Origin of the sequence: Cryobacterium sp. TMT2-17-1 (genome assembly GCF_004402765.1) — a bacterium.
Lineage (GTDB): Bacteria > Actinomycetota > Actinomycetes > Actinomycetales > Microbacteriaceae > Cryobacterium > Cryobacterium sandaracinum.
Map to the genome: position 1 here is coordinate 15,420 of NZ_SOGC01000028.1, position 23,692 is coordinate 39,111.

24 protein-coding genes are annotated in these 23,692 nt (G+C 61.8%); 10 read left to right on the forward strand and 14 right to left on the reverse strand.

Annotated features, from left to right (window positions below; translation table 11 throughout):
* Window positions 1-6: 6 nt before the first annotated feature.
* The gene (locus tag E3O47_RS07515; RefSeq protein ID WP_134420043.1) at window positions 7-753 is read left to right on the forward strand and encodes a tyrosine-protein phosphatase; all 747 of its coding nucleotides are present in this window, start codon (window positions 7-9) and stop codon (window positions 751-753) included.
* 18 nt (window positions 754-771) lie between these two features.
* Here E3O47_RS07515 and E3O47_RS07520 read toward each other — a convergent pair whose 3' ends face one another.
* The 4 genes from E3O47_RS07520 to E3O47_RS07535 form a co-directional block, all read right to left on the reverse strand.
* Window positions 772-1,203 (reverse strand): GNAT family N-acetyltransferase, encoded by a 432-nt coding sequence (locus tag E3O47_RS07520; RefSeq protein WP_134420045.1) that lies wholly within the window; start codon window positions 1,201-1,203, stop codon window positions 772-774.
* Between the two features lie 82 nt (window positions 1,204-1,285).
* A complete protein-coding gene (locus tag E3O47_RS07525; RefSeq protein WP_134420047.1) occupies window positions 1,286-2,284 on the reverse strand; it encodes a hypothetical protein in 999 nt (332 codons plus the stop codon).
* A 288-nt stretch (window positions 2,285-2,572) separates the two neighbouring features.
* Window positions 2,573-3,157 carry a recombinase family protein gene (locus tag E3O47_RS07530; protein WP_134420049.1) on the reverse strand — a complete coding sequence of 195 codons (585 nt, stop codon included), beginning with the start codon at window positions 3,155-3,157 and terminating at the stop codon, window positions 2,573-2,575.
* A gap of 692 nt (window positions 3,158-3,849) precedes the next feature.
* Complete coding sequence (locus E3O47_RS07535) at window positions 3,850-4,749, reverse strand: hypothetical protein (protein WP_134420051.1); 900 nt, start codon at window positions 4,747-4,749, stop codon at window positions 3,850-3,852.
* 318 nt (window positions 4,750-5,067) lie between these two features.
* Between E3O47_RS07535 and E3O47_RS07540 the strand changes: the two genes are divergently transcribed.
* The 6 genes from E3O47_RS07540 to E3O47_RS07565 all read left to right on the forward strand — a co-directional run bounded on the left by E3O47_RS07540 (window position 5,068) and on the right by E3O47_RS07565 (window position 14,353).
* Window positions 5,068-6,336 (forward strand): N-6 DNA methylase, encoded by a 1,269-nt coding sequence (locus tag E3O47_RS07540; protein ID WP_134420053.1) that lies wholly within the window; start codon window positions 5,068-5,070, stop codon window positions 6,334-6,336.
* Between the two features lie 533 nt (window positions 6,337-6,869).
* The gene (locus tag E3O47_RS07545; RefSeq protein ID WP_134420055.1) at window positions 6,870-7,511 is read left to right on the forward strand and encodes a hypothetical protein; all 642 of its coding nucleotides are present in this window, start codon (window positions 6,870-6,872) and stop codon (window positions 7,509-7,511) included.
* Window positions 7,502-8,410, forward strand: a complete 909-nt coding sequence (locus E3O47_RS07550; protein ID WP_134420057.1) for a hypothetical protein — start codon at window positions 7,502-7,504, stop codon at window positions 8,408-8,410. Before E3O47_RS07545 ends, E3O47_RS07550 begins: the two co-directional genes overlap by 10 nt.
* A 264-nt stretch (window positions 8,411-8,674) precedes the next feature.
* On the forward strand, window positions 8,675-10,207 hold the full coding sequence (locus E3O47_RS07555; protein ID WP_134420059.1) for a class I SAM-dependent DNA methyltransferase: 1,533 nt from the start codon (window positions 8,675-8,677) through the stop codon (window positions 10,205-10,207).
* On the forward strand, window positions 10,200-11,381 hold the full coding sequence (locus E3O47_RS07560; protein ID WP_134420061.1) for a restriction endonuclease subunit S: 1,182 nt from the start codon (window positions 10,200-10,202) through the stop codon (window positions 11,379-11,381). Before E3O47_RS07555 ends, E3O47_RS07560 begins: the two co-directional genes overlap by 8 nt.
* Window positions 11,378-14,353, forward strand: a complete 2,976-nt coding sequence (locus E3O47_RS07565) for an HsdR family type I site-specific deoxyribonuclease (RefSeq protein WP_134420063.1) — start codon at window positions 11,378-11,380, stop codon at window positions 14,351-14,353. The genes E3O47_RS07560 and E3O47_RS07565 overlap by 4 nt, the downstream gene beginning before the upstream one ends.
* A gap of 161 nt (window positions 14,354-14,514) precedes the next feature.
* Here the strand turns inward: E3O47_RS07565 and E3O47_RS07570 are convergent, their stop codons facing one another.
* Window positions 14,515-14,901 (reverse strand): hypothetical protein, encoded by a 387-nt coding sequence (locus E3O47_RS07570; protein ID WP_134420065.1) that lies wholly within the window; start codon window positions 14,899-14,901, stop codon window positions 14,515-14,517.
* Window positions 14,902-14,946: 45 nt separating this feature from the next.
* Between E3O47_RS07570 and E3O47_RS07575 the strand changes: the two genes are divergently transcribed.
* The gene (locus E3O47_RS07575) at window positions 14,947-15,327 is read left to right on the forward strand and encodes a hypothetical protein (protein ID WP_134420067.1); all 381 of its coding nucleotides are present in this window, start codon (window positions 14,947-14,949) and stop codon (window positions 15,325-15,327) included.
* Between the two features lie 196 nt (window positions 15,328-15,523).
* Window positions 15,524-15,802 carry a helix-turn-helix domain-containing protein gene (locus tag E3O47_RS07580; RefSeq protein WP_134420069.1) on the forward strand — a complete coding sequence of 93 codons (279 nt, stop codon included), beginning with the start codon at window positions 15,524-15,526 and terminating at the stop codon, window positions 15,800-15,802.
* Between the two features lie 56 nt (window positions 15,803-15,858).
* Here E3O47_RS07580 and E3O47_RS15945 read toward each other — a convergent pair whose 3' ends face one another.
* The 7 genes from E3O47_RS15945 to E3O47_RS07610 form a co-directional block, all read right to left on the reverse strand.
* Entirely contained in the window at window positions 15,859-16,032 is a 174-nt protein-coding gene (locus E3O47_RS15945) for a hypothetical protein (protein ID WP_166785348.1), read from the reverse strand.
* 74 nt (window positions 16,033-16,106) lie between these two features.
* Window positions 16,107-16,949 (reverse strand): hypothetical protein, encoded by an 843-nt coding sequence (locus tag E3O47_RS07585; RefSeq protein ID WP_134420071.1) that lies wholly within the window; start codon window positions 16,947-16,949, stop codon window positions 16,107-16,109.
* Between the two features lie 341 nt (window positions 16,950-17,290).
* A complete protein-coding gene (locus tag E3O47_RS07590; RefSeq protein WP_134420073.1) occupies window positions 17,291-17,926 on the reverse strand; it encodes a hypothetical protein in 636 nt (211 codons plus the stop codon).
* Between the two features lie 425 nt (window positions 17,927-18,351).
* Window positions 18,352-18,513 (reverse strand): antitoxin VbhA family protein, encoded by a 162-nt coding sequence (locus tag E3O47_RS15950; RefSeq protein WP_166785349.1) that lies wholly within the window; start codon window positions 18,511-18,513, stop codon window positions 18,352-18,354.
* Between the two features lie 145 nt (window positions 18,514-18,658).
* A complete protein-coding gene (locus E3O47_RS07595) occupies window positions 18,659-19,375 on the reverse strand; it encodes a hypothetical protein (protein ID WP_134420075.1) in 717 nt (238 codons plus the stop codon).
* 8 nt (window positions 19,376-19,383) lie between these two features.
* Window positions 19,384-19,698, reverse strand: coding sequence for a hypothetical protein (locus tag E3O47_RS07600; protein WP_134420077.1), 315 nt, complete (start codon window positions 19,696-19,698; stop codon window positions 19,384-19,386).
* Between the two features lie 120 nt (window positions 19,699-19,818).
* Complete coding sequence (locus tag E3O47_RS07610) at window positions 19,819-20,040, reverse strand: hypothetical protein (RefSeq protein ID WP_134404536.1); 222 nt, start codon at window positions 20,038-20,040, stop codon at window positions 19,819-19,821.
* Between the two features lie 219 nt (window positions 20,041-20,259).
* On the opposite strand from E3O47_RS07610, the gene E3O47_RS07615 reads away from it, so the two are divergent.
* Window positions 20,260-20,520: a hypothetical protein gene (locus E3O47_RS07615; RefSeq protein ID WP_134420081.1), complete on the forward strand. Its 261-nt coding sequence runs from the start codon at window positions 20,260-20,262 to the stop codon at window positions 20,518-20,520.
* Window positions 20,521-20,760: 240 nt separating this feature from the next.
* Here the strand turns inward: E3O47_RS07615 and E3O47_RS07620 are convergent, their stop codons facing one another.
* The gene (locus E3O47_RS07620; protein WP_134420083.1) at window positions 20,761-21,936 is read right to left on the reverse strand and encodes a Fic family protein; all 1,176 of its coding nucleotides are present in this window, start codon (window positions 21,934-21,936) and stop codon (window positions 20,761-20,763) included.
* A 167-nt stretch (window positions 21,937-22,103) separates the two neighbouring features.
* A complete protein-coding gene (locus E3O47_RS07625; RefSeq protein ID WP_134420085.1) occupies window positions 22,104-22,334 on the reverse strand; it encodes a hypothetical protein in 231 nt (76 codons plus the stop codon).
* Between the last annotated feature and the right edge of the window lie 1,358 nt (window positions 22,335-23,692).

Consider the following 23,692-nt stretch of genomic DNA (forward strand, 5'->3'; position numbering starts at 1 on the left):
GGGCCGATGGTCAACGAGTCGAGCCTTGAAAGCCGAACTTTGAGTGTTGAAGGATTGGTCAACGCACGCGATCTCGGTGGTCTGCGTCGAAAGAATGGAACGCTGACTCCCCGGGGCGTCTTCTTCCGTTCCGAGAACGTCGACTGGGTCACCCCGACGGGGTGGGATCAGATGCACGAGGCCGGCACCCGCACCATCGTCGACCTCCGCCAGGCAGGAGAACGGGCGCAAGACACCCAGCCGCGACCCGACTGGCTGACCACTATCAACGTCGATCTGGACGGTCTCGACAATGCCGACTTCTGGAAGGACTTCTGGAGCAACGGGCTCGTCGGAACGGCATTCTACTTCCTGCCTCACCTCGACGCGATGCCCGAGCGCAGTGGCGTGGTTCTGTCTGCCCTCGCCAGCGCGCCAACGGGAGGGGTTCTCTTTCATTGCATGGGCGGAAGAGACCGAACGGGACTCATCGCAATGCTGCTCCTTGCTGCTATTGATGCGGAACCGGACGCGATCGTCGACGACTATCTCGAAACCGTCCGGCTGGCGGATCTGCGGGCGGCGACAACGAATCGGAACAACGCTGAACCCAAGATTGAAGAGCTCTGTCAGACACACGGCACGACGACAGAAGGTGCATTTCGCGCAGCTCTCGCCGGCCTCGAATTAGGAGCGCTCCTCGCATCGGCTGGGCTCAGCGACGCCGATAATGCTGCCATTATGAGCTGGCGAGGCAAAGTCCCGACCGCGTAAAGATACGACGTGCTGAGGCTATTCGCTCCCGATTTGAACGAAAGCGCGCAGGGGCGTCGGACCGAAGTCGTGCCCCTCGATGAATCCGATCGATTCGTAGAAAGCGCGCTGGCCTGGCTCGTCGTCAGTGAGGAGCACCTTCTGTCGCACGTGGACATACCGCTCCAAGACTCGTTCCACCAAGACCCTGCCGATCCCCGATCGTTGGTGATCGGAGCTCACAAGAATGTCCTGGAGATAACAAATGGAAACGTCGTCGGAGATGGCTCGGGCCAAGCCCACCAACCCTCCGCTCGAGTCCCTGTCGGACACGACGTAGGACGACTGCTCCACAGCGCGCACAAGGGAATCCGGGTCGTTCGCGTACGCCGACCACCCCACGTTTGCATAGAGATCAACGAGGTCAGTTCCGACGAATTGCTTGGACTCGGAAAACGCAAAGTTAGACATGGGCACATGCTGCCAGACGGCGGCACGCTCTCTCGGAGAGCGCTTCGTTTAGGGTTCCTTGTGACATTTAGGAGCCTCAGTTTCAGGTTCGGGGATTCCCGGCAGGCGTCACCCAATGCATATATGCGCCGCCGCCGTCATCCCAGCTGCGTTGTACCCCGGCGAGGCGTTCTGACGCGGCCAACAGCTCCATCAGTTGCCGTGTGACGGCAGTCAACCGGTCCAGGCCGGCCCGTTCATTCCCCGGGGGAAGCTGAGCCAGAACGGCAACCCATGCCTCCCAAAGCGGCGCGGCGTACAGCCGCCAGAGCGTATTCTCCGCCACTGATACAGGCAGGTCTCCGCCGCGGACTCTGGACTCAGCTGCGGCGAGTGCCATCGCCTTCCATAGATTGGTGCCTGCCGCGCCCTGGATCGCGGCCGCTGCCGGCACGTCGGACGGGACGAATCGTCTCGCCTCGTCAACTGCGCCTCCAAAATGATCGGCATCATCGCAGAGATTTTCAATGAAGGATCCTGGGTAGGGGAACGCGAGTTCCGCGCTGACCTGGGCTCGATATTCCTCCACGATTGTTCCCGCTTCGGTCGCGTAGTAGACCTCCGAAGCGGTCGTGATTTGCATCTCATTGAAGACCGCCTCGCTATCCTCGGCTTGATTGTGATTCAGTGCGTGCACGGCTTCATGCGCCGCCATTCCAAGAACGTAAGACACGCGCCAGGTGAGTTGTTCCTGCGACTCGTCGTCACTTCCGAAAACCAATCCGAGGGGAAGATAGATGGTCGCCCCGCCCTCTGCGTTTCGCATGGTCTTCGCGCTCACAAAGTTGGCTCCTCGTTTCGTCCCGTAGGTGACCTTGACGCCTCGAGCGTCGAAGTTGTCCTGTACCGACTGAATAAAGTCGCCGGTAATGACGATGAGCGCATCTGGCGCAGTCTGAATAATGGTTCCGACGATCGCCCTCAGTACGACGCTTGGCGTAGCGTCTCGATCGCCTAGAACGGAGATCGCGTCGTCGGGCAAATACTCGGTCTTGACGCTGACGGGCACTACGTCAGCGGGGCTCGTGGTGTCGGTCGTCATATGGACGACCATACATGCGAGGGAATAGTTGCACCGTGGTGAGATCGACGAGGTACTCGGAGCAGGCCCCTGGCGGAAGTGTCTCGCAGGGGTTCCCCGTACGAGACGATGGTGAGTGCCAATCTCGGTGCGCATGAGTTGTGTACGGGCGCGGAAAGCGAGATGGGCCGCGCTCGAGCCTCGCCCACTCGAACGCACGTCGGCTGGGAACGTCTCCGTGCCTGGCAGTTGCCGCCAGACTCCGGCAGAGGTGCTCGCCCTAGTCCGTGGGCAACACTGCTCTAGATTCTACGCCAGCGCAGCGTATTTTCCTGAGCCGGTCAGTGCGGCGTAGAGCGTCTGGCGCGACATTCCGAGGTCGCGGGCCACCAACGCTTTCGGTACTCCAGCGTCGATCCGCTCGCGTGCCTCTGCGATTTGGTCTAGTGCGAGCTTCGGAGCCTTCTCGTACTTTCCGTCCCGCTTAGCGATGGCGATGCCCTCTGCCTGCCGCTCGCGGATGGTCTTGCGCTCCAGCTGAGCGATGGCGGCAAGAACCGTGAGCATGAATTCGCCTTGAGGGGTGTCCGAATTCAAGGCGGGGTTGTCGACGAACTCCAGCGTGACGCCCTTCCCTTTGAGTTGTTCGACCAGCGCGAGAAGATCAGTCGTCGAACGGGCCAGACGGTCCGGTGACTTCACCCGTACCTTGTCGCCATCACGCACATAGGCGAGCATCTCCTGGAGCTGCCCTCGGTCGTGGGCGTTCTTGCCCGAGACTTTCTCGGCGAACATCTTGTCGACCGGGCCGAGCGCTTCGACCTGCCGTGCTTCGTTCTGGTCGACGGCGCTGACGCGCACGTAGCCAACCACCTGCCCTTTGTGTCCAGCCATGTTTAAGATCCCCCGTCGCTTCTGTCCAAAGATATCGGACGCCGACCCTGATTGACGCGATTTTCGGGGACTCTCGGCATGTCCATTTGGGTACACCATGATGGACGCCTGCCAGCAGCGGACAGGTAGGACTGCCGCAGCGTCTCGGTCGGCAACCGTCTTGCAGGCGCGATTCTCAACGGGAAAGCCTGACTGTGGCGCCAGCTGCCTGCCAACGCCTCATCGCAACGTCAATTCGAATGAGTGTGGCTACTTGAAGCAACCGGCTGCACCCGCTGGAGACTGCGATGACACGTACTGGACCTTGGACTTGCCAGCACAACGGCTGTCTTAAGCACTCCCACCCCGACCTCACGAGGGAGGTCGGTCATACATGCTGCGGCCGGTGTTCCGATGGCGAAGCCTACAAGGACGCAGCTTGGGGGCACGCGCCGTTGTTCCCGCATGCCCATGCTGAAGGTCTGGTCACTCCAGGCGTGTGTACGACATGCAAGGCGGGGCCACACGCCTCCCAGGCGTTCGTGCCCGCCGCGATCAACTGTCATGGGAACGAATCCTTCTTTCGGTGTCGGCTCGTTGGCAGGGTCTGCGACGCCGGCCGCGATCGCCCGCGAGTTGCCACCGGCTAGGGATCGCTCGATCTCGTTACTGAGTCACCACGGTCATTGCCCGGCAAGAGAGCTCGGTCACTCCTACGCCATCACGAGCTTGAGGCGGTCGGCAAAATCGTCCGCGGTTTTTGAGTTATGTGCCGTGCATTTCCCGCCCACGAGCCGATCGACGACCGACTGTAAGGCATCGGTTTCTGCATTGCGGCCAGGCTTCACGACTCCATACTCATCGACGATGACGTAGCCGAGTTCGAACAGCTCATCACAGCCGAGCGCGCACGCGAGCATTGCGATCGAAGCGAAGTCTTTGCGGTGTTCTTCATCTGACACTGCGCGGGGCTTGATGTGGGCGGCAACAAGGAGAGACGCAGGCAGCTGGTGACCGCAGATATCGCAATTCGCCGAATTGCGGCCGTCCAGAAGATACGCCCGGAGCCGACCTTGCTCACGTCGCCGTCGCCCTATGGTCGTCGCATCCGTCTCTCCGCGTTCCCACATCGCATCGACTGACGCTGGCGCTCGGGGATTTGTCGAGCCGAGTTCGACAGATATTCCGAGTCGCTCTAGAAGACGCTGCCCCTCCTCGCCCGTGATGACGCTGAGATACTTCTCCTGTGGGACACCATTCCGGTCCATCGGACCTGGAGCGCCGACGGCAAGAAGCTCGGGTAGCTCGTGCCAGTCAAGAGCGAGATCTGTCGCGATCGGTTCGACTCGCACCAACCACCCGGCGTCGAGGTCGAGTGATGTGCGCTTCGGATACCCCGTCGGCCTCGACGCCGGTACCCACTCCGCTATGACACGACTGACAGCGCGGCCAAATCCGTGGGCATAATGAAAAACGAGATCACCATTACGGATCGCCTTGATGCGGGTGCGATCCTGCCTCAAGGTGCCGTCAGGCCACGGCGAGGTCCACAGAGTACCTTGCACGATTGCCGTTTCGTAGTTCCTGCCCTGGCTCGCCCACCAATATGCCATTGGGTCCTTTCGTCACGGGTTCGTTCCACAATGTGCCCATACCCGCCCCTTTCTGCTTTGCAGAAGGGCACACGTGCAGGTGAGATGAGGTCGGGGCCCGATTGATAGCCTGTCATGTCCCTCCGATGCCGACACATCCCAGTTCAGGTGGGTTCCCCGCTACCGGCTGGGTACTTCCCCTCAGGAGGCCTAGTGGGTGTCGGGCGCAACACTGATGCCGAAGCGGCGGTGTCAGGAAGTGCTCGGTGGCAATGTTCGCTCAATGTGGCTGAAGCATGATAAGTTGCTCAGTTGCCCAGAAACGTGGAGGTGAGTCAGATGGAAATGCAAGTACAGCGAATGCTGGAGGATGCGGGATACGCGTTTGTCCAGGTGGAGCCGCGGCTCCCTGAGCTGCGCAACCACTGCCCCGACTTTCTGGGCTGGGCTGCGAACGCGGATGGTGAGCTCGTCCCTTGGGTCATTGTCGAGGTGAAGCAGGGTTCAAACAAGCCGCCCCAGCTCGCCCTCCCTCAACTGGCTCGATATCGCGACCTCCTCGGGACGGTCGATCACTACGTGGTCATCGACGATGAGTGGTTCCGTGCGGACGACGGGTTGCGTTCAGTAGTGCGCGCTGATGCGCCACAATCTCCGCGCTTCGGCGTTGCAGGCCTGTTGGCGGATGCCGGACTCGTGACGTCCTTACTCACGTCCGCGCTGTGGCACGGGGTGGACCCTCGCCGGGGTACCGACGCTTCCATCCTCGATAAGGCGGCCGACCTAGTCCGTTCGGCGACCGGGCACGGTGTCGAGCTCGCGCCGGGTGAGTACGCCCAAGTCGCGCCTCAGGCCATGTTCCACGCTGGGCGCCGCATCGTCGCCGCAGCGATTGAACGTAGCCGTTGGGAACCTATCTACACACCTAACCCTGTGCTCGTTAGTGCAATGGCCGCCTTCGCTCGACAGAAGCTTGCGGGTACCGTCGTGGATCCGTTTGCCGGCCTCGGCACGCTTCTCTGGGCGGTCGCCGAGGAGGCCGTGCAGCAAGGCTCTCACATCACGCTTCGCGGCCGAGAGTCTGTCCCGAGCGTGCTCAACGCGGCCGAGGCTATCGCCCTCTCGAGTCCCGTGCCCGTTAGATTCGAAATGGGCGGAGATCTGTTGGGACCGGTCGCGACGGCGGACGTTATCGTGAGCTTGCCGCCCTTGGGGATCCGACTCCAGTCCGAAGGAGCAGCCGAGCTCTTGAACGGAGAGAGCGCGAGGGATAGCGACGTCGCCATTGTCGACGCCATTCTTCGCAGCCTGAACCCGGGCGGCCGGGCGGTCGTGCTGGTACCGAGTAGCTTCACCTTCCGGGCCCGCGGAGAGGCCTACCGGCGCTTCCTCGCGGACAACTATCGGGTCGCTGCACTCATTGGACTAGAGGGCGCCCTGCTGCCATTCGCAAGCATCTCTACCGTAATCATGGTCATCGACGATGCTCCCGCGGGCGGGACGTTTGTCGCCCAACTGGCAGCAGACTGGGAAGCCCAGCTCGCTCCTGGCGGCGCCGCCTTGGAAGCAGCCCTCGCGCACATCGAAGCGCCGTCGGCAGGGATCTGACGGTGTTTAGCCCGACAATTGTTCATCTTCCAGGGGAGCCCGACTGGGCAATCTCCCGACTTACGGCCAAGGCATTCGTCTGGCCGGTTGACTATCCGTTGATAGCGCTTGGCGAGGTTGCATCGGTGATTTACCCGAAGACGACTGCGACTGAAGGTGCGCTCGTCATAATTCCCGGAGGGTTGGACCCACGAACGGGTGGCGTGCGGCGTCGCACGGACAAATACCTTGGCAATGTCTTTCAGGTTGGGCTTGCCGAGCACGGCCTCCGATCCGGGGACTTGCTTGTCCCTCCATCGCCTTCCCAGCCGGTCGTCTTCGTCACCGAGGTAATGCAGGGCTCGCTCGTTTCGGGCTCGTTCACCGCGCTACGGTTAGGCGCCGACACGGCTTGGGTCTGGGGTGTTCTCAACTCCCCAGAGGGTAAACGGCTACGGGCGATGGGAACCACCGCGCAGGCCGGGCTCCGTGGTAGGCGGGTGTCGCTTCTCGAGCTCCAGATCCCATGGGCCGCGCCAGAGAAGAAGCGAGTAATGCAAGTGCTCCACGACATCATCGCGCAGATCAGCGGCGATGAAGAAGAGTCGCCGACATCGTGGTGGCGGGTTACCGATCTTCGTAACGCTGAATGGCGTTTCGCCTTGGCAACCTCACGCCCAGCGCTTCTGGATAAGGGGTTCCCCCTCGCCGACCTAGTCGCGCAATACCGGCGCGGACGATCTGACACGACTCATGCCTTGAGTTCGGAGCCAAGCCCAGGCCTTCTTCCCGTCGCAGATGCTGGGTGGCTTCGGAGTGGCAAGATTCGCCGCTGGTGTTCGCCCGAGAGTAGCCGTGCTGCGCTCCTCACGGAGGAGTCGGACGTCGTGATGGCCGCCCACGGGAATTCGGCACACGCGGTTGTCGCGCCGTCAGGATTCGTTGTCGATTCCAGTGTCTACGCCTTGTCTCTCTTCGATAGTGGAATCGCTCCTGGTCTTGCTCGCTACCTGAACAGCCGGACGGGCAGAGGAATGCGTGCGCTTCGTCTGACGGGCACCACGCAGCGGCTCAATCTTGGCGACGTCCGTGAGCTGAGCGTCACCGAGCATGTCTACGACCCGGTCGACGTTGACGCCTTCGACGCCGTTGGACCACCGCTGGAGGATCGGCTGGAGCAAGTGCTGTGGACTTGACCTGCTCGCTGTCGCCGCTCGTCTATGCCGAGCTCTACGCCTTCCTACTGGAAAAGAAGTCATGGGCTGACACCTTAGAGGACCGTTTGGTCCGGGGCGGCTTGGACTTGCAGTGGCTTGATGAGGCGTCCGTTCTGTATCGGAGGCATTGGCTATCCGTCTCGGAGTATGAACCGATGACGTGTATCACAGCCGAGCACGCACACCTTGCGAGTTGGATTCTGGCGGCACTAATGCTGAAGGAGCCGAGCAGCGACTTCAGCAGTGAGTTACGGGAGCGCATTCGAGCCCGTTATGGGGCTGATCAGGGTGCGGAGATCGGGGTTGTTCCTGAGCCGTTCGCCGTTATCGTCGTTGCCTGGACGCTCGGGAAGGTCGTCGGGGAGTACGACATCGAGCTTCCAGTTGTTCCGGCGGTATTGCCAACCGATGTAGATATCGCAAAGGCATACCTTGGCCTCGTCGAGCATGTCGCGGCGCTACCGAGGCCGACCCCTTGGCCGGAGATGCTCGGATCTGCGACGCATTGGCGCGGCGCGGGCATTGCTGAGTCGTTACGACCTTTCGAGCCACCCAATCTGGCCACATCGATCGGCACGTTGGTGCGCCAGGCACGCCCCCACCTCACACAGCGGCGGTTCGATGATATTTCGCGCCACTGGATCAGGGAGGACTTTGTTGCTCGACGAAACGCACTGACGCACGTCCGTTCCACTGGGAGTGTCTCCTTCGCTGATGCTTCCCAGCAGGCATCCGACCATCAGGCGATCCGCCCGACGGTCGCGGGCGTGACGCAGTTCGTCTGCCAGCAGGTGGCCGCCGAGCTTGCCGACGCAGCCAACCGCCCGCCCTGGGGTACAAAGTGGACCTCTCTGCAAAACGAGATCACGGTTTGGTAGCACAGGGTGGCGAATACCGTGCACTTAGGTCCGAACTCGCTCGGCGAGTAGCCAAGCGACATTCTGCACCAGTTCCTCGGGTCGCATCGTTTGAGCGATTCCGTCTGGTGCCTTAAGGCCACCCGTAACCGTCGCAGAGATCGGCACCTCCCTGTCCCTTCTTTGCGTGGTTGGGACGGTGTCTAGGACTATTCGACGCCCGATACGGTTGGACAGTGCATCTGAATGGACGGCTCAACAGCGTGCACGCGATGAGGAGACCTGATGACGATAGCGCCTACCGACCTTGACCACCTCACCCAGCGTGAACTAGAACAAGCGCTGTGGGCCGCTGCGAACGCGTTGCGTGGGCCCGTCGACCCAGGTGATTTCAAGGCATACGTGTTCCCGGTGTTTTTCTACAAGTGGATTAGCGACGTCTACGACTACCACCACGAGCAGGCCATGGACGACCTCGGCGACGACTGGTCCCAGGAGCTCGAGGACGAGGACTACCAGACGTTCATGATCCCGGCCGACTCCCACTGGGATGACACCTACGAGATCACGAAGAACACTGGCGCGGCGCTCAACAAGGCGCTCGTCGCGATCCAGGAGGCCAACCCCGGCAAACTGGCAGGGGTCTTCGGTGACGTGAACTGGGCGAATACCGAACGCATACCCGAGAACGCCCTCCGGTCCCTACTGAAGGTGTTCCACAACCCGAAGATCACCCTCGACCCCGCCCACGTCTCTGGTGACATGCTCGGGTCTGCCTACGAGTACCTCCTGCGGGAGTTCGCTGAGGCGTCCGGCAAGAAGGCGGGTGAGTTCTTCACACCCCGTCACGTCGTTCGCCTGCTGGTCAAGATCCTTGACCCGCAGCCCGGAGACTCAGTCTGTGACCCCGCGTGTGGGTCGGCAGGAATGCTCGTTGAAACCGTCGAGGCAGTGAAGGAGGCTGGCGGCAACCCGCGGTCCCTTTTCCTGTATGGGCAAGAGCAGAACCTCACTACTGCGGGGATCGCACGCATGAACCTGTACTTGCATGGGCTGGAAGACTTCGAGATCAAGCGCGGCGACACCTTTCGTGAGCCAAAGCTCCTCGACGCGGCTGGAAAGCTGCGGAAGTTTGACGTTGTCATCGCCAACCCGCCCTTCAGTCTCGACAGCTGGCCGTCAGACAAGTGGGCGAAGGACCATTTCAAGCGTGCGCTCGGCGGTATCGTCCCTCCAGCGAAGAACGGCGACTGGGCCTGGATTCAGCACATGCTCTCCGTCATGAAGGACGGCACGGGACGCGTTGGGGTCATCATGCCCCACGGAGTCCTATTCCGCGGCGGCCGCGAAGCCGAGATGCGTCAGTGGGTCGTGGAGAAGAATAGGCTCGAAGCCGTCATCGGGCTCCCCAACAACCTTTTCTACTCCACCAGCATTCCCGTCTGTCTCCTCATCTTCCGGGCCAGCAAGCCTGAAGAGCGGGACGGCAAGGTGCTGTTCATCGACGCCCGCGCCAAGTTCATGCCGGGCAAGAATCAGAACACTCTCAGCGACGAGGACGTCAAAGCGATCGACGCCGCATACAAGCGCGGCGTCGACATCGACGGTGAGGGAGGACTCAACCTCCGCCTCGTCGACCACGCCGAGATCCAAGAGAACGGGTTCGACCTCAACATCGGCCGGTACATCCAGACCGAGACGAAGGCCGAGGCTGATGTCGACGCGGCACTCGCGGCACTCCGCGAAGCGCAAGAAGCGATGGACGTCGCGCGAGCCGCCCTCGACCTTCGTCTCAAGGCAGCAGGCTTCGATGCGTGACGGCTGGCGACAGGTGACGCTGGGGGAGTTGTTCGAACCAAGCAAGACCCGCCTCGGCGAGCATGATGCTGAGCCTCCAGTGTTCTCGATCTCCAAACACAACGGCGTGATGCCTGCAGAGGAATTCTTCGGCAAAAGGGTAGCGTCGGCCAACCTCGCCAACTACAAGACGCTCTCCGCTGATGCGTGGGTGTACTCCACCATCCACATCGACGAAGGCTCGATTGCCCGCAACAACACGGGCGTCGATGGCGTCGTGAGTCCGATGTACACGGTCATGAGCTGGTCATCTCGTCGCGATGATCCTCGATACCTTGAGTACCTTCTGCGTTCCAAGGAGATGCTCGCGGCATACGCGGACAGTTCCCAGGGCTCCATCAACCGTCGGCGAAGCCTTTCGTGGAAAGCTTTCAGTACTATCTCCATAGTTCTCCCTTCACTCAACGAGCAGCAGCGAATCGTGGACCTGATCGCGGCCGTGCACCATGCGATCGAAGCGGCTGAGATGGAAGCAGTAGCGTCGTTTGCAGCGCTTGAGCGGACTCGAGACCTCTTCATCTGGCACGGCACTGCCGACAGGATCCACCTCGGCGAGGTTGCGACCATTGCCGGACATCTGGTTGACCCCTCCTCGGCCTCTCACAGTTGTCTCCCGCATATCGGTACGGAGCGGATCGAGTCATGCACAGGGGACCTTCTGGGGGTGGTCAGTGCTGCAGAAGACGGGGTCACGAGCGGTAAGTTTCTGCATGAAGCTGGGACTATTGTGTACTCGAAGATCCGGCCAAATCTAAGGAAGGTGACGATCCCCTCCTGGAGGGGGCTTTGCAGCGCGGACGCATATCCCGTCCTTCCGAAATCCGAAGGCGACGTGAGTTTCCTGCGCCATTTGCTGGTATCGCGACCATTTACCAGGGAGGCAGTCGCACGGTCGGGGAGAACGAAAATGCCCAAAATCAACAAGACAGAGTTGATGTCAATCCAGGTGCCCGCAGTCCGAGTCGAAGACCAGACGCGGATCGCCAGTGTCCTCGATTCGATGGATCAGGCGCGGGTCTCGGCCCGCACTACGGCCGACGCCCTTGGCTCCCTGCGTTCGAACCTGCTGTCGGCACTGCTTTCGGGGGAACATGAGATCCCGGCATCGTATGACGAATTCTTGGAGACAGCATGAGCGGGTACACAGAGAAGGGCACAGTGCAGGCCGCGCTTGTGCAGCTACTTGTCGAGGGCGGCTGGACATACGTAGCAGGGAAGGACCTGCCGCGATCAACAAAGCAGGTTTTCATCGAAGCGGACCTGAGGGATGCGATCGAACGGCTGAATCCGGCCTTAGTTGGACGTACTGACGCAGTGCTCTCAAAGGTGCGTCAGGTTGCACTGTCGGGGGCATCCGAGGGGCTCATGGTAGCCAACGAGGAGTTCACGAAGCTGCTGCGCGGTGGGGGGACGGTCCTCATGCCGGACACCAACCACGACGAGCCGTTCCGTCTGCTCGACTTCGAGCATCCCGAGCAGAACACCCTTCTCGTTTCTGACGAAGTGTCGTACCAGGGCGGCCGGTTCGACGTCGTCCTCTGGATCAATGGCATGCCTGTCGTGGTGGGCGAGACGAAGACGCCCGTGTCTGTCGCGAAGTCGTGGAAGGACGGTGCGAAGGACATCTATACGGCGTACGAGGAGCACCAGCCCGCGTTCTTCACATCGAACCTGCTGTCGTTCGCCACCGAGGGCAAGGACTTCCGGTACGCCGGTGTTCGCACGCCTTTGGACCACTGGCAGCGTTGGGGAACACGTGCCGTGCCAGCAACCATAGAGGGCTGGGAACGGGTGAAGATGTCGGTCACCGGACTTCTGTCGCCGGCGGTCGTGCTGAACCTGATCGAGCACTACGCGATGTACGACCGGCAGTCTGACGACGGCGCCGTTCGAACAATCAAGCTGCTGCCGCGTTATTTCCAGTACGAGTCGGTGGAGAAGATCGTCGCCCGCGCGACCAGTGAGCCGCGAAGCCGTGGGCTGATCTACCATACGCAGGGGTCCGGGAAGACGCTCACGATGTCGTGGGTAGCGACGCGCCTGTACTTCGACCCGCGCATGCACAATCCGACGATTGTGGCGGTCGCTGACCGCACCCAGCTTGTCACGCAGACGTTCTCCCAATTCGCATCCGCAGGCGTTCCTGCCCCGGTGAAAGCGGCGAGCACTGCGGCGCTGCAGTCCGCACTGCGTGGCGATGAGCGGGGCATCATTGCCACCACCGTGCACAAGTTCAAGGGTGCAGGCCTCCTGTCGGAGCAGGAGAACATCGTCCTGCTCGTTGATGAGGCCCATCGCACTCAGGAAGGCGCGCTCGGCACCGACATGCGCGCGGCACTCCCGAACGCTCACCGGTACGGGTTCACCGGCACACCTGTCGCGGACCTCGACCGGAATACATACCAATTGTTCGGTGACGAACGGGATCCCGGTTGGGCGCTGGACACGTACGACTCGGACAGGTCTATCGCCGACGGCACCACCGTTCCCATGCGGGTGATTCCGCGGCCGGTGCGGTTCGACGTCGCCAAGGCCGAGTTGGACGTCGCGTTCGACATCCTCGCCGAGGAGGAGGAACTCACCGACGCACAAAAAGAGTCCTTCTCACGCCGCGTTGCAAACGCACGCGCGATTTTCCACAACCCTGAGCGAATCCGCGCCGTCGCCTCCGACATCATTGACCACTTCTATAAGGCGATCGATCCGCACGGCATGAAGGCCCAAGTGGTTGTTGCCGATCAGGAACTCTGCGTCCTGTACGACGAGGCCCTGCGGGGCGCGCTGACCGCAGCGGGACGAGACGATCAATCGGCGGTGGTGATCTCCGCGACCGGTAAGGCGGAGTTCGATGCGTTCAAGATGAGCGAGGGCGAGGAGGAGGTACTGCTGGACCGGTTCCGTGACGCGACCGACCCGCTGAAGTTCCTCATTGTCACCGCGAAGCTCGGCACCGGGTTTAACGCCCCAATCGAGGGGGTGCTCTACCTCGATAAGCCGATGAAGCTTCACACCCTCTTCCAGACGATCACCCGCACGAACCGCCCCTGGCGGAACCCGCAGACCGGCTTCACGAAGCGCTACGGCACTATCGTCGACTACGTCGGTCTCGGCGGAGCCTTCGCCCGAGCAATTGCCCCCAGCGACCCGGAACACGCGCAACGGCAGATCGACACGGACGGACTACTAGCCGGCTTGGACGCGGCGCTGAGAGAGATGCGGCGCCGATTTGTTGGCATCACCCGGGACGGCACGATGGGTTCACTGCAGGCTGCTCTTGAACGGCTGCCGGCGAACAGCGAGGACCGTGCCGAGTATCGGGCCGAGTTCCTGTATGCGCAGGGCCTGTGGGAGACGATAGCGCCCGATGAACGCCTTTCCGACTGGGAGGACGACTACCGCTGGTACGCGCAGGTATACGCGGCGATCCCCACAGAGGGGGACGAGGACGACATTCTGTGGGAGCGGCTGGGCCCGAAGACCCGTGAGTTGGTCCACCAACACATGCGGAACGTGCGCGTGGATGACCGGAACATCGCCGTGGTAATCGCAGACGCAGAGACCATCCGAAAGATGACGGAGGCCGGGCAGCTGCCACCGGTCCCGAAGGAGTACGTGGGAAAGTCGGCGCAAGAGATCGTCGACAGCCTCACTGCCCGCATCCGCAGGAAGCTGGATGGTGGTGGTCACAACGCAGTCGTCTACGCGTCGATAGCGGAGCGTCTCGACCAACTGCGCCAGCGGGTCATCGCAACCGCGGACGACTCGGTCGTGTGGCTGACGAGGCTGTTCGAAGTCGCCACCGACCTGAAGACCGCCGAGGAAACCGAGGGGGACGGAGTTCTCGCCGATCTGCCGGACCCGAACATCGGCATGCTTACCCGGATCTTCGAGGAGAACACGCCAGAGGGCATGACGGTCATGGTCGGCCAGATCGTCTCCGAGATCGACACCCTCGTGCGTCATGCGGTGCACGAGAAGTGGACGTCAAAGGCGTCGTCGATGAAGGCCGTGAAGCGTGAGCTCAACGCCTTGTTTAAGCGGTACTCACTTCCGCGCACGGGCGAGCCGATGGAGTCCGCCTGGCGGTACATCCTCAAGCATTACTGAAACGGGGATGGCTGAACGCAGCGCCGGAGTTCTGAACGACGTTTCATTCGTCGAAGACGGGCCGATCCCACACGTTTTTGGGGAGGGGCAGATTTCTCTCCAGTGGAGTGACCGTCTTGGAATGTTCGGAGCTGGCCATTCCGCCAATGGAGGAGGGCGGGTCAAATTGCTGATGTGCTCGAGGGCCCTGCCGGGTGCAGCTGAGCCTTCTCGAGCAAATGTTCCTTTCCTTGCTGCGACTCCACTCGCCAGACGACCCCCGCCAATGGCGCGATGGCTTCCGGATAGTTGATCAGCCCGATGCCGCCGTTGTGTATAGCGGAGGCAATGGTCGTGAGGAGCATTGCCGCCGAATTGACGGCGTACGAGAGCAGCCGAATAGCTTCAGCGGCGTCAGGGTCGTCAATCGCGCCAACCAGCAAGCCCGCCCTGTTGCTTAGGTCAAAGAGCCGCTGAAGTTCTGTCGCGTCGAAAACTGCAGGACTGGGCGCGTCGCCCGTCACTGCCGCGTATAGATCACTGGTTGGAACAATCTTGAGCCCACTCATGGCTTTACATTAGCGCTGCGAGCGGCCCGAACCGACCTACGTTCGATGCGCCCAGGCGCGATTCTGAGCGATCGAGCGGTCAGAGCCTGCGATCGTGAGAGAGCGGATCGCTGCGGCGCTCCGATCATTCTCCGCCTCGGCCCCGCAGCAGCAAGACGCAAGCAAGCCGCCGCTGCCATCGCAGTCTGGCTGGCCAACGCCTACGCCGACGGTCAGATCCTCGCGTTCTGGCAAGCCTTCGCTGACGCGTTCCGCTGGGATTTCCTCCCGGTCGATTTCCCGTACGTGCTCTACGCCGGATGGATGACGGAGGCGTTCCCGCCGGACGTGCCTTTCTTGAAAAAAGCCTTCATCCGGCGGATCAAGGTTGTCGCGACTGCCTCGGGCGAGTGGGGCTCTACACCCGCTCGCGCCCCGGGTCGATGATGGACGCGCCTGAGCCGCTCTACGCACGGGTGCGTGACTGGAGAACAGATCCAACGTCGCGCAGTATGGTTTGCGCCGCAGCGAGTCTGAGGCGACCACGTCCTGACCAGGCAGCTCCGCGCTCTGGGCGCGCCGGCACGCCGAGCAGCACGTGCACGACAACACCCTCCCACCCGAAGCGAACCGGAAGGACATCATGACCGAAGAGAACGCCGCCGCGGCTCCCTCAGCCCCTGCCGAGATGACGTCAACCATCGCCACCAGCGTGCTCGGAGTTTCCCGCCCGACGCTCATGAAGTTGGTCAATGACGGCCTGCTTCCCTCGCACAAGGTGGGCGCGCATCACCGTTTCAAGCACGCGGACGTCGCCAAGCTCGCAGAGGTTCGCCGCGCTGCCCGGCTGGAGGCCTTCGCCAAGCTGCGCGAGCTGGACGAGGCGCTCGAAGAGCACGAAGAGAACGCCATGACGGACTGAGCCGCTAGTTTGCGGTCATCGACTTCGGGGCAGCCGTGTTGCCCGCCGCGCCAGACCTAGCTGGCTTGGCGCGTGCGAGTAGCGACGCGACTGTTGCGAAGTAGCGTCGAGTGCGCGTCCTTGCGTGCTTCTGAGACGATCTGGTCACGAACGACCTTGCTGCTCAAGTCGCGCAGACGAGAGGAGAGCTGCGGTGAGCGCTCGATCTTCCCAGGCGTTGAAATGGTCATAGCGTTACTCTACGTCCTTGGACTGACAGTTTGATAGATCTGCGTCGCTCTGTCCGGCACCGCACCACCGGTACTCAACGGCGCCGATATTCAGCGAAGATCATCGCAAGGATTCCCGCGATGAGACGAAGGTCGTTTTCATCATCTTCGGTGAGATCGTCCTTTTCGGGAGCGTCGACCGTCAGGAGACCGTACGAGCCTGTCGGTGAGGCGATCACGCTGGTGATGAAGGTGTTGTATCCGACGCCGGAGCCAGCCCACTCGTCGGCTGAGGCGTTGGCAATGTCGTCGACGAATACAGTCTCGCCGCGCTTGAGCAACTCCAGAGCTTTGATTGCCCGTTCTGTCCCCGGCACGAACGGCTGGGGCCGTGATCGGTGTCGATTTGAGTTCCAACGGACTACTTTGAGGCCGTCCTCATTGTCATTCACCTCGTAGACCACCGCTCGCAGCCCAGGGACGTCGGCGTGGACGACCCAGACGATCGCGTTGACGGCCTGCTTGGCCAGATCACCAAAGAATGCTCTACGGTCGGCCTTACCCATGTCTGCCATATCGGCAGCTACCGCGGTGATCTCAGCAAATGTGTCGGCCAAAACGCTGTGGCGGAGCGCGAGATCGACGACGCGCTGATTCGCCGCCGCTTCGGCCTCGGCCAATCGTTGGGCCGCTGCCTCTTCATTGTCCCTGTCAAACGATCGTCGCCACCAGGATCGAACGATCTCCAGGAACACCACAGCGAGTGAGGCCAGACCCCCAGGGATGAGCCACCATGCCGCGGTGCCCACAAGGGCGAGCATGAACCCGGCCGCAACGGTAAGCGCCGGTATAAGCCAACCAGACCGTCGATCGACACGCTTACCGAACAAGAGCAGCCATTGGGCTATGCGCCTCTCAGTTGGCTGATGGTCGGTCACTCGGTCAGCCTACGGGCAAGGCTGCCAGCGCCGGCGCAGTCAGGAGCTGCATCCGCGTTTTTGAGCCGGTCCAAACGTTTGACGCTTTCCGACCCCTTTCAGCGCAGTCACTCGCTTCGAGGAGGTGGTCTGGTGCGGCGCGCCGAACTCGTTCGCAAGCGAGCCGGGACGATGCTGATAGTCGCACGTGCTGGCTGAAAAGGTCAGAGGACCGCGACTCAACTGATTTGCTGGACTGCCGATTAGCACCTTGCGCTGGTCAGCCGAATGGCCGGGTCAGCAAATCACGTGTCCGGAAGCCGATAGCCGGCGCCTGGACTACACGAACGCGGAGCGGTGTCTCACGACTGGAGGAAGCTCCCCAGGATCTCCACGAGCGCCTGTGGGTCGCCGTCGCGCAGTAACCAGTCCACCGGTTTCATCCCTATGCCGTCGACCCGCAGATCCTCTTGTGGCGTCGTCATGAACCCCTGAACGCTGGCAGGGTGCATGTCTGCCGGGAGACCCTGCACCAGCGCAGGGAGGCCAGGGAGGACCGGCTGCGCTGGATCGCCGGTGAACTGCCAGAGCGGGTACCGGCGCCGACCGCCGGCCACGAAAGCGTAGAGGTCGCCCTTTGCGTGGCGCCGTCGCACGCGTGCGGCATCGATACTCAACACCTGGGCAACCTCGGCCACACTGAGCGAATCAGTGATGGCGCCCAGGCGCGTCTTGCGCTCGAGCTCAGCCAGGTCGCCGCGTGCGAGGCGGGCCTCGGTGTCTGCGAACTCCTGCTCGGTGAACGCGTCCGACTCGATCAGGAACGCGACCTGCTCGTCGGAGAGCGCGCCGCCACGGGGCTGGCGCTTCGTGAGCATCTCGGCCACTCCTCGAAGAAGGATGACGACGAGCTCGTCGCCTTGGCCCTGGGCCTCGACGGTCTCGATCAGGTGCTGGATGCTCTGGTGGACTTCGGTGTGGGTCGTTGCGTCGGGCATTCGATACTCCTTCGCGCTGTTGCTTCGTAGGATACTGAAGTCCTATTTTCTGTGCAGCGACAGGGAGGAATGAACATGGCCAAGTCATTCATAGACGGGAACGACCGTCTCGACGCCCTCTTGGCGCAGCCTGGAATGGCCGAGCGAGTCGCCGAGATCCACGATCGAGCTGATGAGGAAGACCGTGCCTGTCGCTCGCTGTGATGGTGACCATCTTCGCTCCCTGGTTCAGGACTATTTCTATCAATCTCTATTAATCTGTTTTAACCCTATATATGTGACGCCGTGCGCGCCCAAGCAACGCCTCTATTGCGGTTGACTATAACGAAGAAAGTACGAGCGTCGGGCATGGACCGGCGTGACTACCTCAGATGCCCCTCGCTATTGAGGGGGGCTTCTTGTTTTCCCGACGCTGTCGGCCGACATCAATGAGCCTTCGACTTCTCGATGAATTCTTCGAGCGTCATGCGCCCGTCGAGGTATGAGTTGATGTCCTCGACGGTCTCGCGGTCAGGTTCCATGCCGTCCAGCGCCCAGCTCGCCATCGTGTCGATTGTCAGTTCACGCTTTTGGTCGTTTGTGAGCATGTCTGTCAGCCTCTCCTGCCGAGAAGCAATTCGCCAACGACGCGTTGGCGAATTTTGTCGCGTTGCTCAGCCTCAGCCGGTGAACGCATCGTCGATCAATGCCTGTGCAGCGCGGCCGACTTCCTCAGGCAGGCCCTCGCAGTGGTCAGCTCGCGTTCACGTACGAGCGCGCGGCCGCCATCACATCACGTACTCGACCCTCGGCGATCACCTCTGCCGGCGCTGCATCGTTCAACTGCGTGTTCATCCCAATGAACCATGCACGCACGACCTCATCCGGGTCAACCTCCGCCAGGAGCTTGACGACCCGAAAGGTGTCACACAATATTCGCTGCACATGTACAGGAGGTGTGGCCTCGCCTGTGAACCACCGAGACACCTGCCGAGGAGTCTTACCGTTGATGATTGCCACCACATCGCGCCCCAGAACCTCTTGCAGGCGTGCGACGATCGACGCTCGGGCCAACGTAACGCCCAGCTCCGCGGTGACCCCCGCCGTCGTGTACGTGCGCTCCTGGCCGGACTCGATCCGGGCGAGGATCTCGGCTGCTTCTTGGGCGTCCCCCGCGTTTTCGAGAGTTTCGAGTTCACTGACGCGTCCACCGTCGTCAGCCGATTTCACCGCCTGGTACCCAGCAATGTCCCGTGGTAACTCCGTTTGCTCGGGCAGCTTCGGTTGGTCCATGGCATCGGGAACTACCACATCGAGCGTGACCGTAATCGTTGTGGGGTCGACCTGCAACCAGGTCGCGATGATGTCACGAGCCTCAGACTCGACCTCACTGAGCCTGCTCGCCTGACCGCTCAGGTTGATCGCTGGAATCTCGAAGAACCACCACTCGCCGTCGCGGCGTACGGTCACCTGGTAACTCAACTGCGGGCTCGAGCTCGTAGCTGCACCGCACGGTCGCGGATGACAGCCTCGTCGAGGCCCAGTCGAGCGCACAGATTAGCCAACGAGACGGCGCCGCACTCGGTCACGGCCAGATTCGCGTAGGAGTCCAACACTTCGCGCGCAGCGGATCGGACCACGCGCGCCGTCTCGTCCAAGCCCTCAGCGGAGTCGACCACAGCCACGGCGTGACCCGCCCTGGTCAGGACGATGCGCTGCTCGGCGGCCTCAGCAACGACCGCTGAGAGTCCCTTACGGGCGGCGATTGATATGGGCATGCGTAGTGCCTTCATGGTCGGAACCCTAAGCGGAGCTGTGCATCGTCGCAAGATGCGGAGATAGCCGAGTTGAGCCACTCGGCCTCACTAATCAGCACAGCCACCGGCTCGCCGTGCCTGGTGATCGTTGCCCGCTCATACTTGAGGGTCACAGCGTCGACCAGTTTGCTGAGATGTGTCTTCGCCGCGGTGATCGGGATTTGCAAAGTCCTGAGCGTCTTCCGCGTTCTCGAACTCGCGCCCGATCCTGGCCCAGTGACGGATCTGCGCTGCCGCGCTGCGGTCGGCATCAGCGCCCGCTGATTTCGCGGCCTCGAAGAGGTCGGCGTCGACTCGCACCTGGATCATTGCGCTCATGCTGCGAAGGTAGCAAATTACCCGGGCAATGGCGGCTGATAACTTTATCAACCGGCTTGGACGGCAGGTGGAAAGTAGAAGCCCACGACGTGCAACGGCCGAGCTGAGCTGTCGTTGATAGGCGGGGTCTGCGACCCCAGGCCCGGAGGTCACAATGCGCGCCACAGGCGCGCCGGGGGCGAACGTGACAGCCGATCATCACAGTGAAAGAGGACGACCTTGGGTTCCAGATTCAGCAGCCAAGACGTCGACACGATCACGTTCGACGTCGCCACCATCATCCAGCGCGCCGGGATCGTTCTCACGGCCTCGCAGCTCGACGCCCTCGAACCCGAGCTTCTCCCCTACATCCACGATCTGACGCAGGCCGCCGCGCACAAAGCCTGGATCAAGGGTTACCGCACGGGCATGACGGACATCTGCGATCGCAGCACCAACCCCTATCCCCTCCCCACGACTAGGACCCTGAGCCGGCGTTGATAGCCGGCGCCTGCGGCCCCGGGCCCCGGAGGGCACGGCACGGCAAAGCCGCGCCGGGGGTGAGTGTGACAGCAGATCACCACGCGAAAGAGTTTGCCGCCCACCTACAGATCGGAACCACCTGACGCACACCTCCCGGAATCGCTGACCACGCCCACCCTCACCGACCAACCCAAGCCCCGCTTCCTCTCACGAGGTGGCGGGGCTTTTTCTTTTCCAGCACCTCGCAAGGGCCGGCAGCTATCGGCGCCGCTTCGCTCGGGCGGCGAACTCGTCGAGGACCCGGACGACGTCCTTCGCGAGCCAAATCCGGTTCCGTCGACCGTCCGTGATCTGAGTCAGAACGCCGGCGTCCACGAGACGGTCGATGGCGACCTGAGCGTTGACGGTCGAGACGCCCAGCTGGGCCGCGGCCGCCGCTGCGCCGATCACCGGTTGGCGCAGCAAAATACCCACGAGCCGGTGGGCCGATGAGTCCTGGCGCGCGCGGATGCGCCCGCGCCATTCCGCCTGCACGCGTTCCAGGTCCGCCGCGAGGATGCGACCGTTCTGCACCGCTGCGAACGATGCGTAGGCAATGGAGCGGATTATGGGGGCGACATCCCCGGCCCGGTACGCGCTCAGGGCATCGAAATATCGACCAGTGTCGTGGAGTAGCCCCGCGGAGACGGGAACAGCCACGTTTCGAGTGAGCTGGCCCCCGCGCAGCATCGCCTGGATGAGTGCGCGACCAGTCCGCCCGTTGCCGTCGGGGAACGGGTGGATTGTCTCGAATTGGGCGTGAGTGATCGCAGCCTGAGCGAGTACGGGAAGGTCGAGACGATTGGCGAAGGCCACGAGGTCGTCCATGAGCGCGGGGACCCGGTCCTGATGTGGCGGGACGAACTGTGCGGTGTGCGGCCCGAGGCTACTGACTCCGATCCAAACCTGCTGGTCACGCCAGTGACCGACGATGTCCGGATTGCTGTGCTCGAGGAGTGTGCGGTGCATCTCCAGGATGGAGGTGCCGTCGATCGACTCAGACAGGGCAAGTGCCACTTGCATGGCTCGGACGTTGCCGACGATGAGCTGCGCGTCCTCCGAGGCGTGCACGCCGAGTTCCGCCAGGGCAATCTCCCGTGCGTCGCTAGTCAGGTCTTCGATCTCTGAGCTGGCAGCGCTCTCGGCGCGAAGCAGGATGGATGCGAATGGTGCGGCGATTTGCCCCACCTCTGCATCGAATCGGGCCAGCTCGCTGGCCGCCTCTTCTGTCAGCGCGTGCAGCTCGCTGTCGAGCGGTATCTGGAGATCAGCGATGAACGCGGGCACCGACGCCATGTAGGGGCCTGATGCCAGACGCTGTGCGCCGGACTCGTGCTGGACGCTGTGCCAGGGTCGTTCTTCGTAACCGATCGACGCCCACGGTAACTTTTCCATAAACTAAGTATGCCAATGCTTAGATAAGGAAACATAGTTATGTGTGCCTCCTATTCCGACTCATGTCGCACGCTGGATCGAAAGGTTGTAGCGCAATCAACTTCCTAGTGAGCATCGCCCAGACACCCGCCACGCTGATGGCTCCCAAATAGGGCATGCCTCACGATTCAGACGATCAGACCTCGCTCAATTAGGTTTGCCAACGCCTGATCTTGAGCGAGGAAAATACCAGCGACGTTGTCCGCCAAGTTGCTTTGCTGCATGTTCGTGAGTTCTTCCCAGCTCGGCCGCTGCCCGCCAGTCGCAGCAGACTGCAGATCTGCCAGGCATCGAGCTGTCTCGTCGACGAGATTCACTCGATACACAGGCCACTCATTGCGCCAGATTGCATCACGCATTCTTACCCTCTTTTCTCCCCCGGCCATCTGTCCGCTGCCGCCGTGAGGTACCACCGCCAACCTGAGGGCTCGGCCACTTCAAGTACGTCCCTGAAGCCCGTAACGGAGCGAGTCAGCGGGTCTAGTTCCCGTCATCGTGTTCGCGGTGCCTGAATAAGGGGCGAACGGGATCGGGACCACTGCCGTTCCCCGCCATACAGCTCCCGGAGTCCCACTGGGTAACGAGCGACGTCTTGTGTTCGCGGGAGAGAACTCGGAACGCGCGCCCGACCCGTAAGCTCCGAGGCACGTTGGGATTCCAGCTCACCCATCCGCGCCTCTTCCAGTCGATCGCGACGTAAATTTGGAAGTCACTCATAAGTTTCCTGCGCTGCAGAGACTCGATGCCTTCCGGAAGCTCCGAGGGAACCCCATTGGTGTCGATCAGAATCTCTTTGAACAACTCAGAAAACGTGGGACCGGATCCGGTGCGTCGACGAGTCTGCGCGATATAGATCGCCGCACCAAGCCCCCATTAGTCTGCCGTATCTTGACCCGTGAAGTCTTCAAATGTGTCCACCCACGTGTCAGGCGGCGGAGCTTCGACAGCTCGCCACCAGATCGGTCGCGTGTCCGAGACCACCAAAACCTCAACAATCATGCCGACATGCGCGAATGCCGCGTCCCGACGGTCGACCGCTGGCATCGGGTTGCGGCAGCACACGTGCAAGACGATTGAAGCGGGGTGCCCAATTCGACTGAACAGATTGTTTCGTATGGCCTCTTAAATTATGCTACATGGATTAGGCCATATCGATTGAACATGACAGCGAACCTTGTGCAGTGGCGAAGCGGACCGAAGCAGAGGATGACGCTTGGCGGACCTACGTGACGGCATTGGCGACAAACCTTCGACGGCAGCGTTTGGCTGCGGAATTGAGCCAGGAGGATGTCGCGTATCGCTCAGGTCTCACCCGGTAGACGTATCAGAAGTACGAGAAGGGCGAGTCCGCCCCGGGACGGCCCGCGAACCCAACAATTCGGACCTTGCTCGCAATCACCCAGGTGCTTCAGGTGCCTCTCTCCGATCTCCTGCCGAGTGATACGCCGGACTTGAGACTGAGATAAAGCGATCAATTGTGGCTGTCCTCCATCAACGCGGGTGCGACGATCTACGCGATGAATCAGGATGCCATCCCCGCAACATTCAGGCCTGTTTAGGATTCCGGTCGATGAGCCCCCCACAAGTTGGTACGCGTCAGTGCGTGCCCGCACGCCCGAGGACACTGTTCGCGTCCATCCGGCCCCGTTGAGCACAGCCAACGGCCCAGGATTTGATAATCCTTGCGAGCCGGACCGATCTGCAGTCAAGATAAATC